Raw genomic sequence first — 16496 nt, forward strand, 5'->3', positions numbered from 1 at the left:
CCGCGACGAGCCGCCGCAGGCGGAAGCTTGCGCCGCAGGAAGCCGTCGCAGGCGGGACCTTGCGCCGCGCCCCCTTCGCAGGCGTCCTACGACGTGACCGTCCGTGAGGCGAAGGGGCCGGTCAGGGCCGCCCACTGGAGCAGCATGATCGTCTTGGCGTCGGCGATCTCGCCGCGCTTGACCAGGTCGAGGGCGTGGTCGAAGTCCAGCTCGACGACCTCGATGTCCTCCCCTTCCGCGGCCACCCCGCCGCCGTGGGAGGTGCGGGTCTCGGCACTGTACGGGGCGGCGTAGAAGTGCAGGCGCTCGGTGACCGAGCCCGGGCTCATGTAGACGGTGAACACGTGCTCGACCTCCCCGACGGCGTGCCCGGTCTCCTCGGCGGCCTCGCGCCGGATGGCCACCTCCGGCTCGTCGTCGTCGAGCAGCCCGGCCGCGGTCTCCAGGAGCATCCCGTCAGGATGCCCGTTGACGTAGGCGGGGTAGCGGAACTGCCGGGTCAGCAGGACGGTGCGGCGGGTGGTGTCGTACAGCAGGACGGTCGCGCCGTTGCCGCGGTCGTAGGTCTCCCGCTCCTGCGTGCTCCAGCTGCCGTCGGTGTGCCGGTAGTCGAAGGTGGTGGTGCGCAGCACGTACCAGTTGCAGGACAGCAGCCGCACGTCGCGCACCCGCACCCGGGGGTTGCCGGTCAGGTCACGCCCCTGCTGGTCCAGGCCGGTGCGCCCGCGCCGGTCCGGAACGTCGATGCCCTCGGTCATGACCCCGCTCCCCCTTCGTGCTCGCGCCTGCGGAAGCGCGAGGAACGATTATGGCAGTTCAGCCTGGATCGCTGCTGACAGGTGGAGGCGTGTGACCCCGGTCAGCGGCGGCGCGTCCCGGCCAGCAGCCACAGCAGCAGCGGAGCCCCGAGCGCCCCGGTTACCACGCCCACCGGCAGCTCCACGTCCGGGATGAGCAGCCGCGCGATCAGGTCGGCCCCCAGCACGACGAACGCCCCGGTCAGCCCCGAGGCCAGTGGTGGCGGGGCGGCGGCGCGGGAGAGCCGCTGGGCGATCTGCGGCGCGGCCAGGGCCACGAACGCGACGGGCCCGGCCGCCGCCGTGCCGAAGGCGACCAGCGCCACGCCCGTCAGGAGCAGCGCGAGCCTGGCGGCCTGCACCCGGGCGCCGAGCACGACCGCCATCTCGTCCCCGAGCTGGAGCACCCGCGTCCGGTTGCCGAGCAGCAGCGCGGCCGGGACCAGCACCGCCAGGGCGAGGGCGAGGGGGGTCACGTGGTCCCAGGTGCGGCCGTTCAGGTTGCCGAACAGCCAGCCCAAAGCCTGCTGGGCCTGGAAGTCGCCGCTGGTGACCATGAGGTACTCGGTGGCGCTGGTGCACATCCACGACAGCCCGATGCCGACCAGGACGATGCGCCCGCCGGTGGTGCCGCGCCGCCAGGCCAGCAGGTACGTGATCAGCGCCGCGGCGACGGCCCCCGCGAAGCCCAGCACCTGCAGCCCGCTGCCGAGCCCGAGCACGATCCCGGCGACCACGGCCACCCCGGCGCCCTGGGTGACGCCGATCATGTCGGGGCTGGCCAGCGGGTTGCGGGTCATGGTCTGGAACAGCGCCCCCGACACGCCGAACGCGACCCCGGCGAGCAGCCCGGTGAGCGCCCTGGGCAGGCGCAGCTCGTGCACGACGAAGGCCGTGCCCTGCTCGCCGCCCCCGGCCAGCGCGGCGACGACCTCGCCGAGCCCGAGCCTGACCTCACCCAGCCCGATGCCCAGGCAGAAGGCGAGGAACGCGGCCGCGGCGGCGGCCAGGCAGACCAGGACGACCCGGGGCCGCAGCACCCCGGAGACGGGCGGGAACGTCAGCCGGAAGGCGACCGCCCGGCCCAGCGGCATCGATGCGCGCATGCTCTACAACTCCGCGAGACGACGGCGGCGGGCCAGGACGACGAAGAACGGGCCGCCGACGAACGCCACCAGCAGGCCCGCCTGCACCTCGATCGGGGGCGCGACGACGCGCCCCAGCACGTCGGCGGTCAGCAGCAGGCACGGCCCGAGCAGCGCCGCCAGCGGCAGCAGCAGCCGGTGGTCCGCCTCGGACCGGCCGCCGCCCCTGGCCAGGGCGCGCGCCACGTAGGGCACGACGAGCCCGACGAAGACGACGGGGCCGATGGCGGCCACGGCCGAGCCGGTCAGCAGCATCACGGCGGCGGCGCCCCGCAGGCGGACCAGGCCGATCCGGCGGCCCAGGCCCCGGGCCACGTCGTCGCCGAGCGCCAGGCTGTTGAGCGCGGGGCCGCAGGTGAGCGCGAGCAGCGCGCCCACGGCCACGAACGGCAGAAGCTGCGGCAGCAGCTCGCCGCCCGCCCCGGACAGCGAGCCGGCCGACCAGAACCGGTACCTGCTCAGCGACTCCGGGTCCACCAGCACGAACGCGCTGGTGACCGAGCTGAGCAGGAACGTCGTGGCGACCCCCGCCAGGGCCAGCTTGAGCGGGGTCATGCCGTCGCGGCCCAGCCCGGCCAGCGCGTACACGACGACGCTGGCCACCAGCGCCCCGGCGAAGGCGAACCAGACGAATCCGGCGGGCGCGGCCACCCCGAACACGCCGATGCCGAGCACGACGGCGAACGCGGACCCGGCGCTGACGCCCAGCACGCCGGGGTCGGCCAGCGGGTTGCGGGTGAGCGCCTGCATGAGGGCGCCCGACAGGCCGAGCGCCGCTCCGGCCAGGATGCCGACCAGGGTGCGCGGGACGCGTACGGACCAGATGACGTCCAGGACGTCCTGGTCGGTCACCGTGCCCGCGAGCGCGCCCGCCACCTGGTCGAGGGGGATGGCGCGAGCGCCGAGCGAGAGCGACAGGACGCAGACCGCGAGCAGCGCGACGACGGCCGCCGCGGTGGCTTTCACGAGGTCTTGGTCGCCGGGTCGCCGTCCACCGCCGCGGCCAGGCGCGGCACGAGCGTGTCGAGCACGTACGGGACGCTGAGCACGGTGAGGAAGGCGACCGCGTCGCTGGGCGGCGTGCCTTCGGGCAGGTAGACCTCGCGGCCCTGCTTCACCACGTCGAGCGCCTTGTAGACGGTGTCGCCGTGCAGGGTCTGCTCACCCTCGGCCACGTCGGTGACGCTCCAGACGATCACGCCGGTGTCGAGCAGGTCGAGCCGCTCCCTGCTGATGTTGGCGCCGAACTTGTCGCCGATGGCCTGGTCGAGGTTGGCCGGGAGCTGGAAGCCGAGCGAGCCGAGCAGGCGGTTGCGCGGGTCCTGGCTGCCGAAGACGAAGTAGCCCTCGTAGAGGGTGGCCATGAGGCCGGTCTGCCCCGCGAACTCGGGGTGCTTGCCCTTCTCCGCGGCGAAGCGGTCCTCTACCTGCTTGACCAGGCTCTGCGCCTCGGCGGGCTTGCCGACGGCGGTGCCGACCCGCTTGGTGACCTCCTGCCACGGGATGCCGTAGTCGATGTACTCCTTGGGCTGGGCCACGGTCGGCGCGATCTTGGACAGCGTCTCGTACTGCTCCTTGGTCAGCCCGGAGTACAGGGCCAGGATCAGATCCGGGGCGAGTGCGGCGATCTTCTCGAACTGCGGGCCGCTGCCGGTGTCCTTGAGCACCTGCGGGCGGGCGGCGCCGCCGAGCTTGGCCTCGGCCCAGGGGCCGATGGCGCCGGGGTACTCGCCGAACCACTCGGTGGTGCCCACCGGCACGATGCCGAGGGCGAGCAGCGAGTCCTGCTCCAGCAGGCCGACGGTGACGACCCGCTCGGGCGCGGCCGGGATGGTGGTGCTGCCGTACTTGTGCGGCATCGTCACCGGGAAGGCCGAGGCCGCTCCGGTGGCGGACGCCTGAGGTGCCGGTGCGGCGGCAGGTCGGGGGGAGCCGCAGCCCACGATGGTGATCAGGACGAGCGCCACGAGGGCGAGCACGCGGGTCAAGAAGGGCTCCTCAGGAGGTAAGGCCACACTAAATAAGGCGAGCCTAACCTTACATGAGGAGTCGATCAATGTTGTGACACGGCTGACCTGCCGGCAGCCGTGTCACCTGGTGATCGATCACTCCGGCACGAGGCCGGAGCGCGCCCCTGTCACGGGCGCGTGCTGCGGTGCGGCATGTGCTCCGCCGTGCCTACGTGGTCGCGCTGCTTACGCATGCCGGCGAAGCCCAGCAGGCCGAGCAGGCCCAGCAGGCCCCACAGCCCGGCGTTGCCGCCCCCGTCGTCCCTGTTGTTGTCCTGCGGTGCGGGTGTCACCTGGCTTTGCGCGACAGGCTCCACCGGCGTGTCGGCCGTCGCTGCAGCGGCCGGGACTAGCGTCAAGAAGAACGCCAGGCCCAGCCCGGTGAGCGTCTTGCGCATTGGGTTCCCCCGATCCGGCGGTCTCGTCAACCGCGGAGACCGCCTATCACGCCTTCCTTGATGAAGGCTTCCGATAGCGGGGCGATCTCCAGATCCCCTGCTAAAGAGCCCCCTACCATCGTCCTGGCCGCATCAAACGCCTTCTCCCCGCAGGTGGGGGCCCGGCACGCCCGCACGTACGCGTGCCTCGGAGATTCTGGCCAGCTCGGCTCTGGCCCGCGGGCCGCCCGCACCGGGCGCGGGCCGTACGGGAGCCAGCAGCGTCACCTCCACGACCAGGTCGCGGGTGGCGGTCACCCGCAGCAGGGAGGCCAGCAGCGAGTCGTCACCCACGAAGCAGGCGCGGGTGGAGGGCAGCGGCCCCTCGCGGTAGCGCAGCGTGGCGGGCCTGACGACGGCCCCCGCGTCGATCGCCGCCTGGAACACGGCGGGCCGGAACCCGCCCATCCCGCGCCCGCACCACGTGGTCCCCTCGGGGAAGGCGACGACCGTGTCCCCCGCGCTGAGCGCGTCGGCCACGGCGGCCACGGCGGACGGCAGCGCCATGAGCCGCTCTCTGTCGATGAACAGCGCGCCGGCCCCCGCCACCAGGGTCCTGACGACCGGCCAGCCGGCGACCTCCCGCTTGGCGAGCGGCCTGGACGGCACCGTGGCGGCGATGACCAGCGGATCCAGCCAGGAGACGTGGTTGGCCACCACCAGCGCGCCCGCCCCGTCGGCCTCGATCGCCCCACGGACCTCCAGGCGCAGCCCGAGCGCCCGCAGCATCAGCCTCGCCCACAGCCGGGTGACGTGCGCCCGCGTGAACAGGCGGGCGGCGAGCGCGACGGGCACGCCGCCCAGCACCACCGCGGCCACGGCCAGCACGCGGCCGGTGCGCCGGACGCGGCCCACTGCGGAGGCCGGGTCCCCGATGCAGGCGGCGGGCGTGCACGGCCCCATCGGCCGCCAGGGGTTGAGCTGCGCCGCCGGTGGCGGCAGAACGGTGCTCACAGCGGCTCGCCGAGGAAGTAGCGCAGGTAGCGGGCGTTGACGTTGGCCATGGACAACAGCATGAAGAAGTCGGCGGTGCCGAAGTCGCCGTCGTGCGCGGGCTCCCCGCACACCCACGACCCCAGCCGCAGGTAGCCGCGCAGCAGCGGCGGCGGCACGAACCGGTCGGCGTCACCCGGCCGGGCCGCCACGGCGTGCGCGGCCGCACCCGGTGCTCCTCCGGGCCGAGCGGCACCCGCCGCATCACGGCGGCGGCCGTCGCGCCCCCGTCGTCGAGCGGCACCGAGCAGCAGCCCGCCAGCCACTGGTGGCCGCCGGCGACCATGTAGCGGGCGATGCCCGCCCACATCAGGGCCATCACCGCGCCGTCCCGGTGGTCGGGGTGCACGCAGGTGCGGCCCGCCTCCACCAGGCCCTTCCTGATCGGCCGGAGCGCGGCGAGGTCGAACTCGGCGTCGGAGTAGAGCCGCTCGCTGCGCCCCGGAGGCAGCAGCCGGTACGTGCCCACCACCTCGTCACCGGCGCGGACGAGGAGGTGGTCGCAGTAGGCGTCGAACCGGTCGGCGTCGAGGCCGGAGACCGGGCTGTCGAGCCGCGCCCCCATCTCCCCGGCGAAGACCGCGTAGCGCAACCGCTGGGCCGCCTGCAGATCGGCGGCGCCGGTGGCCATGCCGACCGTGTACCTACCGGTGTCAAGAGAGATCGTCATGGGCGCGCGTCCTTCCCTGAAGGGTTCTCGCGCCTATGTCGACATGCCGAAATGACGGGCACGTCTCACGTTGGGGGCAGGCAGGCGACCTGGAGGATAATCGTTCGCTCGTCAGGTGAGCGTCTCCAGCTCGTCGGCTCGCCGCAGGTCCTTGGGACGGCCGATGGCGCGGCGCATCCGGATCAGGTCGGGCCGCGAGATGTAGCGGACCTCCAGGCCGTCGGCGCCGGTCGCGGTGAGCGCGCGCGCGAGGAACTCACGGACGTCGACCGCCCCCCAGGGCAGCGCCGGGGTGCAGCAGTCGCCGTCGGCTCCGGTCACGGCGAACTGCACCTTGGGGCGCAGGAAGGACTCCGGCAGGAGGGGCAGCGGGTCGCCCGCCTCGTCGGCGATCCGGGCGTCCACGGCGGCGAAGGCCGCCGCCAGGGCCGGGGCGCCGGCGGGGGTGCCGTCCCAGAGCAGGTCCAGGTCGCCGGTCAGCTCGGCGGAGCCGTGCATGATGGCGGCGACCTGCCCGATCACCATGGCCTGGGCGCCGTGGCGGTGGAGGGCTTCGAGCAGGGGGAACGGGTCGAAGCCCGCGGCGGCGTCCGTGGCGATCGTGCCCACCTCGTCGTCGGCGTCCTCGTGGCTCAGGCCGGTGCCCGCCCGGTTCCCCGCCAGCTCGCGGGTGCGGCGGGCGGCGGTGCGCAGTCGTTCGAGCGGATCTTCGATCATCTGCCTCATCCTCTCACCAGGCCGCGCGCGGCGGCTCGCCTTCGCCGGGCCGCTCGGTGACGGTGATCGGCACCGAGGTGGCCGTGCCGTCGGCGAGGCGCAGGCGGTGCGCGCGCCAGCCCTGCACGTACAGGAGGTGCTCGCCCGTGCCGTCCACGCTGAAGCGCAGGCTCAGCGACGCGCCGGGCGGCAGCTCGGGCCGGCCGAGCACCTGCGCCGGACCGCCGGACACGGCGACGCGCTCGACGGTGTGCCCGGCCGCGTAGACCAGGGCGCCGCCGTCGGGAGTGTGGGCGACGGACTCGATCGGCAGGGCGCCCGCGACCTGCTGGACGATCCGGGAGGCGCCGTCCAGGCCGGTGCCCGCGCGGGCGAGGTCGAGCACGGCGATGGCCCTGCCCTGCCCCGCGTACGCCAGCGACCGGCCGTCCGGCGCCCAGGACAGGCCGCTCAGCAGCGAGTACGTCCTCGTCGTCCAGTCGCGGCGCCGGCCGGTGGCCACGTCGAGCACCGAGATCTTGGCGCCGCCCCCGAGGAGCGCCGTGGCGTAGGCCAGCCGGCTGCCGTCGGCGCTGAGAGCCAGGTCGTAGGCCGAGGTCAGCTCGTCGGGGTCGCTCTGCGTGACGGCCACCGGCTCGCCCGGCCGGCCGTCCTCGCCGAGGCGTACCAGGAAGAAGCGCAGGCCCTGGTCCGTGCGGCCGGCGAGGGCGAACGTGCGGTTGTCCCGGGCGGCGGCCACGAGGTGCCAGGAGCTCTCGACGCCGGGCGGCAGCGGGATGTCCGCGACGAACGCGCCGGTCTCCGCGTCGTGCACGGCGGACGGCACCGGGGTGGCCACCCCGGTCTTGGAGTCGCCGGTGAAGCGGACGAGCGGGCCGCGCGCCGAGACGAAGAACCGGGGCGGGCCCGTCGCGGGCAGGGGCGCGCCGGTGGCCCTGGGGTCGGGCAGGGAGGTGGCCGGCGGGTACGGGTGCCGTACGGCGGGGCCCGCGGAGGCGCGCGGCGCGGGCTGCGAGGGCAGCAGCGTGGCCGACGGGTGCGGCGAGGAGGCCGGTGGCGGGGTCGAGCCGACGAGCGAGACGCGGTCGGCTGCCGGGTCCGCGCAGCCGGAGGCCAGCACGGCCAGGGCCAGACCGGCCAGGGCTGCGGACGGTGCGGGGCGCATAGGGCGATCTTCGTACGGAGCCGCCCGCGCCGCCACCTCCCGGAAGCGATGAGTTTCACCCGGCTCGCCGGTCTACCCTGACGCAACGACACGAGCGACGAAGGAGGCCGGCGATGGACGAGGGCATGCTGGACAAGGAGTTCACGGCGACACTGGTGAAGAGCCCGGCCAAGGGCGGCTGGACGTACGTGGTGATGCCGGGGTCGGCCGCGTTCTTCGGGACGCGGGGGCTGGTGAAGGTGCGGGGGACGATCGACGGGCGGCCGTTCCGGAGCTCGTTCATGGCGCTGGGCGACGGCACCCACAAGCTGCCCGTCAGGAACGACGTCCGCGAGCTGATCGGGAAGGGGCCTGGGGACAGCGTGACCGTTCACCTGCTGGAGCGGCTCGCCTAGCCCGGTCGCCGGCTTTCCGGCCGGGCGCGAACCCGGCCGGAAAGGTGATCGATCATGGAGTGACGACGGCGGCCCCCGTCGCCGAGGACGACCAGTACAGCGCGCCGGCCACCTGGGCGAACAGGCCCTTCGGATGGTTGCGGAACATCGGCTCGGTGCCGAACAGCACCACGGCCGCGCCCCGCTCGTCCCTGCCGCTGATCACCGCCGCCTGGCCTCTGGCGTCCTCCTGGCCGCCGCCCGAGCCGTCGGCCCTGGGCCGCCAGTGACCGGCGACCAGCGGGCCGTCCGTCGCGTACGACTGCTCCACCGTGACCTCGGGCCCCAGGCCCGTGAACCACAGCGGCGAGTACACGAACGAATGAGAGGGCAGGCCGCCTGCGGGCGACACGGTGCGCACCACGCCGTTGCCGTCCGGGTTGCCGGCCACCGTGGTGGCGGTGAGCAGGCCGGCGGCGGTGTTGAAGGTGGCGCCCGTCCTGCCCCGGGTGACGACGCCGCCCGTGGCGAGGAACGCGTCCAGCGCCACCCTGGCCGCCGGGTTGAGCGCCGCGTGGCTGAGGCCGCTGGAGACGTACAGGACGTCGGTGGCGCTCCAGTCGTAGCCGGCGTTCAGCACGGCGGTGGAGACGGGCGTGACCGCGAAGCCCAGCTCGCGCAGCGTGAACAGCTCGTCGGCGGAGGCCGCGGCGGCGATGCGAACCGGCGCGAGCGGGGTACCGGCGGGGGTGCCGGCGGGGGCGAAGGCGACGCCGTAGCGGTCGGCGGCCGTCCTGGCGGCCTGCCTGGCGGAGGCGGGGACGATCGCCCGGCCGCCGTTCCAGGTCACCGCGACGCCCTGGGCGAGCAGGTCGTTGAGCGCCCTGACCTCCTTGGCGTCCTTCACCTCCAGGGCGAGCGGGCCGGGGGTGCGCGGGACGGAGCCCGTCGGGGCGGCGGCCTTGACCGGCTCGGTACGCGCCCGCAGCGACTCCACCGGCTCGACCGTGGCGCCCCAGAGCAGGGCGTGGCTCCAGCCGGAGATGTCGTACATGGCGCCGACCCTGGGCGAGATGTCCGCGCCCGGCTCCAGCATGACGTTGGCCAGGCCGCGCTTGGGCTGGCGCATGTCCACCACGTAGGAGCCCGCCGGGTACGTCCTGCCGCCCGAGCGGAACGCCGACCTGGCCCGCTCGACCCGGACGTCGTTGGCGATCAGGTGGTCCACCAGGCGCGCGGCGGCCGTCGCGGAGCGCTGTCCGGGCCCGGCGGGGATGACGTAGGCGCGCGGGAAGGTGGTGGTGTAGACGTCCTCAGGGCCGAAGCCGGGCACGATGCCGAGCGGCACGACCTTCGGCGGCTCGCCCGCCGCGCCGCGCCGGAACACCTCGATCTGGTCGGCGATCAGCCGGTCGTGCCCGGCCTGGACGAAGCCGTAGGTGGCGCGCACCGCCGCGGCGGCCACGTCGGTGTTGATGGCCGCGCGGCGGCGCAGCTCCTCGACCGGCTCGTTGCTGTAGGCGGGCTCGTTGACGTCGAGGGGGATCTCCACGGTGTGCGCGGCGACCGTGCCGTGGAACGGGGCGTACTGCGGGGTGAAGATGGGCGGCCAGTCGTCCCAGCCGTCCTCGGAGTCGCGGAACGGGATCTGCACCGGCTCCACGCCGTCCGCTTCCGGGGTGTAGCCGAGGGCGTTGACCGCGGCCTCCATGCCCAGGCCGTTGGCGTAGGTGTGGGTGATGAACAGGTCGTACTCGTAGTTGGCGCCGTGCGGCGGGGTGGTCGGCTCGATGAGCGTGCCGTTGACGTAGCCGTGCAGGTCGAGCAGGGCGACCGGCTGGGTGTCCATGATCGCCTGGCGCATCGCGCGGGCCTCGGGCTGGGAGGCGGTGACGAAGTCGCGGTTGAGGTCGAAGCCGGCGCCGTTCTGGCGCACGCCGTTGACGCGGCCGTCGGGGTTGGCGGTGACGTTGAAGTACAGGCGGTTGCGGGCGAGCAGGGCGGCGACCGCCGGGTCGGTGCTGGTGGCGAGCTGCTCGATGGTACGCAGCGACGCGTCGGTGCCCTCCCACTCGTTGCCGTGGATGTTGGCGTTGACGAAGATCGGCGCCTTGTACCGCGCGGCCAGGTGGCGGTCGCGGGCGGCGGCGGCCGGGTCGTTCTCGATGCGCTCGCGGATGCGGGCCTGCTCGCGCGCCTCGGCCGCGCTCTCCGGCTCGGTGACGGTGACGAGGTAGAGGTCACGGCCCTGGTACGAGCGGCCGATGATCTCCACGCTCACCCGGTCGCCGCGCCGCTGCAGCTCGTTGAGCTTGGGCGCGATGCCGTGGTAGGGCACCAGGCCGAGCTTGATCGAGGAGTCGGCCGGGTTCTGCGGCGGCAGCGGCAGCGTCGTCCGCCTCGGGTAGCCGCGCTCGCGGGAGTGCCCGTACGGTTGCGCCTCGGGCAGGGCGGCGGCGTCGAGGGCGGCGGCCTGCTCGGGCACGCCGGCCGCGACCTCGTTCCGCTCGGGGCCGTTGCCGAAGTCCCGCACGGCCGGCGCCGGCGGCTCCGAGACACCCGGCGCGGGAGAGGCCAGCGCGGCCGGCGCGGGGACGGCGAGGAGCGCGACCGCGACGGTCGCGGCCAGGAGGCGGCGCATCAGCGCTCCCTGTAGTCGGCGGCGATCCCGATGAGCGAGATCAAGCCGGAGGCGAACTCCATCGCCTCGGCGTGGCCCTCCTCGAACGGCGGCTGGAAGCCGACGCCCTCCCAGGTACGGGTCGCCGGGTTCCACAGGTCGGCGCCGACCTCGAAGTCCCAGCCGTAGATGCCGAAGTCGTACCAGAGCTCGTCGGCGGAGTTGCCGGCCGCCGAGTACAGCACGTCCGTCACGGGCCCGGTCTGCTGCGGCCAGATGACGGTGCCCCGCTCGGCGGCGATGGCCTCCTCGATGGTGCGGGCCGAGCGCAGGAAGTAGGCCAGGTCCTGCTGCGAGGGCCTGGGCAGGGTGACGCGGCCGTCCAGCTTGTAGGCGCCGGGAGGCCACATGAAGAAGCCGCCGTAGCTGTGCACGTTCATCGCGAACTTGATGTTGCGGAACTTCTGCGCCAGCCAGATGACGTTGCGGCTCTCGGGCTCGGAGTGCTCGCCGGGCCCGGCGTAGGTGCCGCTCTGGCAGTTGGCGGAGGCGCCGAAGTACCCGTCGAACAGGGAGCCGGCGGCGTAGTTGCGGTTGACGTCCACGCCCCACGTGTTGCGCAGCGCCGGGTCGGACTGCTGCGCCGGGCAGTGGTTCGTCATGTTCTTCCGCTGGGAGTTGAAGTCGTAGAAGCTGTAGTTCGCGCCGTCGGGGTTGACGGTCGGCACGATGAAGATGTCGGTGCGCTCCAGCAGCCGGCGCGTGGCCCTGTCGCGCGAGTAGTTGCGCAGCAGCCGCTCGGCCGCCTCGATCGTGACCAGCGGCGTCACCCACTCCCTGGCGTGTTCCTGGGAGTAGGCGAGCACGCCGGTGCGCGAGCCGTCGCGGCGCTCGCCGATGCGCAGCGCGAGCACCTGCGCGGGCGCGCGGGAGACGTCGGCGGGGGCGTTGAGGAAGTCGTCGAGCTGCACCGGCGGCGCGGGTGCCGGCACGCCCGCCCCCGGGTCGGTGCGGTAGAGGGCGGCCCTGACCGGGAGGCCGGGCACGGCGTTGACGGCCGCGACGACCTGGGCGGCGGTGCTGACGGGCGCGCCGGAGCCGTCGGTGGCCAGGCTGACCGTGATGAGCTTGCCGTTGACGGTGACCTGCAGCGGCCGGCCGGGCGCGGCGGGCGCGACCACTTCGACGGACAGGTCGTTGCCGCCCTCGGAGCCGTACGCCGTCGAGGTGACGACGACGGCTGAGCCGGGCGGGGTGCCGAGCACCGCCTGGGCGTGCCTGCGGTAGCCGTTCGTCCGGTACGGCAGCGCGATCAGGTCGGTGAGCCGGGGGAACTGCCGGTGCAGCGCCTTGATGCGCTCGTTGAGCTGGGCCGGCGGCATGTACTGGGTGATGAAGTCCTTCTGGTAGCCGCGCCCGGTGTGGTCGGGCCGCTCGCCGTCGGGCCATTCCTGGACCCTGGCCTCGGCCCTGCCGCCGGTGGAGGTGACGGTGATCCGCTGCGGCTGGTCGTCGGCCGGGACGGGCGTGCTGAACTGGTGTCCCAGGTACGCGCCCGCGTCCACGTACGCGATCATCTCCGCCTGGCCGGTGGTGCCGCGCCTGCCCTGCCAGGTGACGGTGAGCGTGGCGGCCTGAGCGGCGCTGCTGCTGGCCTCGACCGACAGGAAGTACCCGTCGCGGGTCTTGAACCAGACCGCCCGCTCCACGACGAGCTGGTCCTGCTGCGTGGGAGCCGACTTGGCGGTGGCCCGCGCCGGGGTGCCGGAGGCCCGCGTCACGCCCGCCGGCAGGGCGGCGAGCTGGCTCGGCGTGAGCACCGCGTCGATCTGGACGCTGCCGTCCGCCTGCGGGCGTACGCGTTCGGTCAGGTCGGCGCCGGAGGCGACGAGCCGCTCCATCGCGGCCGTGTCCGGCACGGACAGCGTGCCCAGGGAGACCGGCTCGGGATCGGCCGGTCCGGCGACCGCCGGAACCGATGGCGCAGGTGCCAGGAATGTGGTGACGGCGATCAGCAGAACGACCGTGGACGCCCGTAAGCCGTGCATGTGCCCCTCCAGGAAGATCCCTTCTGGGGCTCATTGAAAGCCGACAATCCTCAACCGGCAAGACCCAGGAAATTCACAACCTCTCGGACAAATCGCTCCCTGCCGCGCTCGGCGCGGTCGAGATGCACGTAGTGCGTCGCCTCCGGCAGCTCCACGCTGCGCACCTCGCGGGCGTGCACGAGGTGCTCGCGCAGCCGCGTCACGTCCTCGGGACGGCTCCAGAAGTCGCGCTCGCTGCGCACGATGAGCGTGCGGGCGGTGATCGTGCCCGCGTCCCAGAGCTGGCGGCCCGTGGCCAGGTAGAAGCTGTCCTCCATGGCGCCGGACGGGGCGCGGAAGCTGGGCGGCGTACGGGTGCCGCTGGTGGGGTCGGACGCCAGGGCGGCCTTGATGTAGGCGTCGGCCAGCGCCGGGTCGCGCCAGGCCGTCTTGTCCTCGGCCGGGATGCTGCTGTCCCACGACGGCAGGAGGCTGGCGCCGGTGCTCAAGCGGTAGGCGCCGTAGCGGGCGGCGTCGAAGCGGCCCGGGTGCGCCGGGTCCTCGCTGTCGCTGCCGCGGCCCAGGGTGGGGTGGCCGTCCACGGGGCCGTACAGGGTGTTGTAGAGGACGAGGTGGCTGACCCGGCCGGGGTTGGCCGCGGCGTACTGGCCCAGCCAGTGGGCTCCGGTCGCCCAGCCGAGCAGGGCCACCGGGCCCTTCGGGGCGATCCGGTCCACGACGGCGGCGACGTCGCGCACGACCTCGTCGGAGCGCACGGCGGGCCGGCTCTCCTGGGGCGGGCGCGACAGGGCGGCCGGGCGGGTGGAGGCGCCGTAGCCGCGGGCGTCCATGACGTAGACGCGGTGGCCGGCGCGGGCGAGGTCCTCGGCGAGCGAGCCCCCGGGGACGCGCAGGTCGAAGCTGGCCACGCCCGGGACGCGGGCGCCGTGCAGCAGCAGGACCGGCGGGCGGTCGTGCCGGGTGCCCGGGGCGCTCACCTCGCGGACGGCGATCCGCACGCCGGGGTCGCTCGTGACGTGGAAGTCCGAGCGTTTCACCGGCTCGCGCGGTCCGGCCGGCTCGGCCGTCAGAGAGGCGGCGGTGACCAGGCCGATGAGGGTGGTGAAGATCAAGCGCATGCCCTCGATCCTGCCGCCGGCGGCCGCGGCACCCCGGATTCAGCTTCTGATCGCGTGCGATTGATATCCGGATCCGGCGTAATCAGGAGGCGGTGACGTGCGGCACCGCCTGGTAGGCCGCCCAGTCGGCGCTGATCGCGCCGGCCGTCTTCAGCAGCAACGGCAGGTGCTCCTCGGTGAGCTGCTCGATGGAGGTCTCGGCGGCGTGCGCGTTGACGTTCACCGCGGCGATGACGTTGCCCAGCCCGTCGCGCAGCGGCGCCGCCACCGACCTGATGCCGAGGGCGAGCTGCTCGTCGGTCACCGCCCAGCCCTTGGCCCGCACCGCGCGCAGCGCCGCCTCGCGCTCCTTGGCGTCCGGCCGCCAGCGCGGCTCGATGCCGGAGCGGCTCGGCTCGGCCAGCACCCGCTCCACCTCGGCCGGCGGCAGCGCGGCCAGCAGCACCTTGCCCAGGGACGTCTGCAGCGCCGGGAAGCGGGTGCCGATCTGCACCGACAGAGCGACGATCTTCGGCACCGAGACCCTGGCCACGTACACGATGTCGGAGCCGTCGAGCTGGGCGATCGAGGAGGACTCGCGCGTCTGCGTGACCAGCCGCTCCAGGTGCGGGCGGGCCACCTCCCACAGGCCCATCGAGCGCACGTACGACACGCCCAGCTCCAGCACCCGGGGCGTGAGCGCGAACCCGCCGCCCTCCTGCCTGGCGTAGCCCAGCTCCTGGAGGGTGAGCAGGATGCGGCGGGCCGTCGGGCGGGCCAGGCCGGCGGCCGTCGCCACCTCGGTCAGCGACATGACCGGGCGGGCCGGCTGGAAGGCCCTGATGACGTCGAGGCCGCGGGCCAGCGCCTCGATGAAGTCAGGTCCGGTCTCACCACGTGCCATCTACGTCCCCGCTCGTTCCTGGATCTGCTTGATCCGACTTTAGGGGCTGCTACAGGCGGTGGGTGGAGTCGCTGCGGTAGTCGGTGTAGGTGTACGGGTTGTCCAGGATCTTCGTGCTGGGGATGTCCGGGTTCATGCCCTTCTCCCAGGCCTCCTCCCCCATCTGGCCCTTGAGGTACTCGACCGTGCGCTCGGTCCCGGCCCGCGCGGCGGCCAGGTCGATGCCGACGAGCCGGTGCTCGTGCTTGACGACGCGGCCGTTGACCAGCACGGTGTGCACGTCGGCGCGCTGCGCCTGGAACGCGACGTGCCCGAACGGGTTCAGCACCGGGAACGACACGGGCGAGGCGTCGTTCTTGATGAGCACGAGGTCGGCCTTCTGGCCGGGCGCGAGGGTGCCGAGGTCGGCGCGGCCGATGGCGGCGGCGCCGCCCCTGGTCGCCCAGTCCACCACCTGGTCGGCGCGCAGCGAGCAGTGCGTGACGGTCTCGCTCTTGGCGTGCGCCTCCAGGTGCTCGCGGGAGCGGTCGGCGCCGAGCGTGGCCCGCATGGCGGAGAACAGGTCGCCGCTCCACCAGACGCTGGTGTCCATGGACAGCGAGACCGGGATGCCGTGGGCGCGGATGGCCCAGGTGGGCGGGTAGCCCTGGCCGGCGCTCTGCTCGCTCTCGGTGGAGACCGAGATGGAGCCGCCGGTGGCCGCGATGCGGTGGTAGGAGTCGGCCGACAGCGAGGCGGCGTGCACGTAGACGGTGCCGGGGGTCATGAAGCCGTGCTCGTACATCAGCCTGATGCCGTCGTCGCCGGTGGCGCCCCACACGCCGGCGTGCGTGGTGACGGTCACGCCGAGGTCGCGGGCGACCTCGAAGGCGGGCTGCTCGGGGAAGGACGGGTCGCCGAGCACGTCGAAGGCGAGCTGGAAGCCGAGCATGCCGTCGCCGGTGATCCTCCTGCGCACGAAGTCGCGCAGCTCCGGCGCCGCCGCCCACTCGGCGGGCGGCTGCTGGATGTTGCCGTACGCGAGCACGTACCGGCCGGGCACCGACCGCAGCGCGTCGGCGGCGGCGTCGGCGTGGTCGGGGGTGCGCAGGCCGTGCGACCAGTCGACGACGGTGGTGACACCGGCGTCCAGCGCCTCGAGGGCGGCCAGCGTGTTGCCCGCGTGCACGTCCTCGGGCCGGAACAGCTTGCCGTACTCCAGGTAGAACCAGACGAAGTACTGCGTGAGCGTCCAGTCGGCGCCGTAGCCGCGCAGCGCGGTCTGCCACATGTGCCGGTGCGTGTCGATCATGCCGGGCATGACGATGCCGCCGGAGGCGTCGATCTCGGCGGCGCCCTCGGGGGCCTCCAGAGCGGGGCCGACGGCGGCGATCTTGTCCCCGGTGACGAGGACGTCCGTGTGGGGCAGCACGCGCCTGCCGTCCATGGGCAGCACGGTGCCGCCGCGCAGCACCAGGGGGCGTCCGGCCTGGAAGTCGTTCATGACAGGCTCCTCGCTTGCGAACGATTGTCCGCTGTAC

Annotated in this window: 15 protein-coding genes and 1 pseudogene; 1 reads left to right on the forward strand and 15 read right to left on the reverse strand. The window is 73.8% G+C overall.

Annotated elements, in window-relative coordinates; all coding sequences use genetic code 11:
* Positions 1-86 precede the first annotated feature (86 nt).
* The 10 genes and pseudogenes from LCN96_RS32110 to LCN96_RS32155 form a co-directional block, all read right to left on the reverse strand.
* Entirely contained in the window at positions 87-758 is a 672-nt protein-coding gene (locus LCN96_RS32110; RefSeq protein WP_225266169.1) for an NUDIX domain-containing protein, read from the reverse strand.
* Positions 759-859: 101 nt separating this feature from the next.
* On the reverse strand, positions 860-1903 hold the full coding sequence (locus LCN96_RS32115; protein ID WP_225266170.1) for a FecCD family ABC transporter permease: 1044 nt from the start codon (positions 1901-1903) through the stop codon (positions 860-862).
* Positions 1904-1906: 3 nt separating this feature from the next.
* Positions 1907-2908 carry a FecCD family ABC transporter permease gene (locus LCN96_RS32120; RefSeq protein ID WP_225266171.1) on the reverse strand — a complete coding sequence of 334 codons (1002 nt, stop codon included), beginning with the start codon at positions 2906-2908 and terminating at the stop codon, positions 1907-1909.
* Entirely contained in the window at positions 2905-3921 is a 1017-nt protein-coding gene (locus LCN96_RS32125; RefSeq protein ID WP_225276101.1) for an iron-siderophore ABC transporter substrate-binding protein, read from the reverse strand. Before LCN96_RS32125 ends, LCN96_RS32120 begins: the two co-directional genes overlap by 4 nt.
* A 158-nt stretch (positions 3922-4079) precedes the next feature.
* Entirely contained in the window at positions 4080-4349 is a 270-nt protein-coding gene (locus LCN96_RS32130; protein WP_225266172.1) for a WGxxGxxG family protein, read from the reverse strand.
* A 132-nt stretch (positions 4350-4481) separates the two neighbouring features.
* Positions 4482-5342, reverse strand: a complete 861-nt coding sequence (locus LCN96_RS32135) for a lysophospholipid acyltransferase family protein (RefSeq protein ID WP_225266173.1) — start codon at positions 5340-5342, stop codon at positions 4482-4484.
* Complete coding sequence (locus LCN96_RS32140; RefSeq protein ID WP_225266174.1) at positions 5339-5533, reverse strand: hypothetical protein; 195 nt, start codon at positions 5531-5533, stop codon at positions 5339-5341. Before LCN96_RS32140 ends, LCN96_RS32135 begins: the two co-directional genes overlap by 4 nt.
* A 161-nt stretch (positions 5534-5694) precedes the next feature.
* Positions 5695-6051, reverse strand: a pseudogene (locus tag LCN96_RS57495) (GNAT family N-acetyltransferase); the annotation flags it as partial.
* A gap of 111 nt (positions 6052-6162) precedes the next feature.
* Entirely contained in the window at positions 6163-6768 is a 606-nt protein-coding gene (locus tag LCN96_RS32150) for a hypothetical protein (protein ID WP_225266175.1), read from the reverse strand.
* Positions 6769-6781: 13 nt separating this feature from the next.
* Positions 6782-7933 (reverse strand): WD40 repeat domain-containing protein, encoded by a 1152-nt coding sequence (locus tag LCN96_RS32155; protein ID WP_225266176.1) that lies wholly within the window; start codon positions 7931-7933, stop codon positions 6782-6784.
* Between the two features lie 113 nt (positions 7934-8046).
* Between LCN96_RS32155 and LCN96_RS32160 the strand changes: the two genes are divergently transcribed.
* On the forward strand, positions 8047-8328 hold the full coding sequence (locus LCN96_RS32160; protein WP_225266177.1) for a DUF1905 domain-containing protein: 282 nt from the start codon (positions 8047-8049) through the stop codon (positions 8326-8328).
* A gap of 52 nt (positions 8329-8380) precedes the next feature.
* Here the strand turns inward: LCN96_RS32160 and LCN96_RS32165 are convergent, their stop codons facing one another.
* From LCN96_RS32165 to LCN96_RS32185, 5 genes are all read right to left on the reverse strand, one after another.
* Positions 8381-10948, reverse strand: coding sequence for a M14 family zinc carboxypeptidase (locus LCN96_RS32165; RefSeq protein ID WP_225266178.1), 2568 nt, complete (start codon positions 10946-10948; stop codon positions 8381-8383).
* Positions 10948-12975, reverse strand: a complete 2028-nt coding sequence (locus tag LCN96_RS32170) for a M14 family zinc carboxypeptidase (RefSeq protein ID WP_225266179.1) — start codon at positions 12973-12975, stop codon at positions 10948-10950. The genes LCN96_RS32165 and LCN96_RS32170 overlap by 1 nt, the downstream gene beginning before the upstream one ends.
* A gap of 50 nt (positions 12976-13025) precedes the next feature.
* Positions 13026-14093 (reverse strand): alpha/beta fold hydrolase, encoded by a 1068-nt coding sequence (locus LCN96_RS32175; protein WP_225266180.1) that lies wholly within the window; start codon positions 14091-14093, stop codon positions 13026-13028.
* Positions 14094-14175: 82 nt separating this feature from the next.
* A complete protein-coding gene (locus LCN96_RS32180) occupies positions 14176-14976 on the reverse strand; it encodes an IclR family transcriptional regulator domain-containing protein (protein ID WP_225266181.1) in 801 nt (266 codons plus the stop codon).
* Between the two features lie 49 nt (positions 14977-15025).
* Positions 15026-16459, reverse strand: a complete 1434-nt coding sequence (locus LCN96_RS32185; protein ID WP_225266182.1) for an amidohydrolase family protein — start codon at positions 16457-16459, stop codon at positions 15026-15028.
* Between the last annotated feature and the right edge of the window lie 37 nt (positions 16460-16496).

This window comes from Nonomuraea gerenzanensis, assembly GCF_020215645.1.
GTDB lineage: Bacteria > Actinomycetota > Actinomycetes > Streptosporangiales > Streptosporangiaceae > Nonomuraea > Nonomuraea gerenzanensis.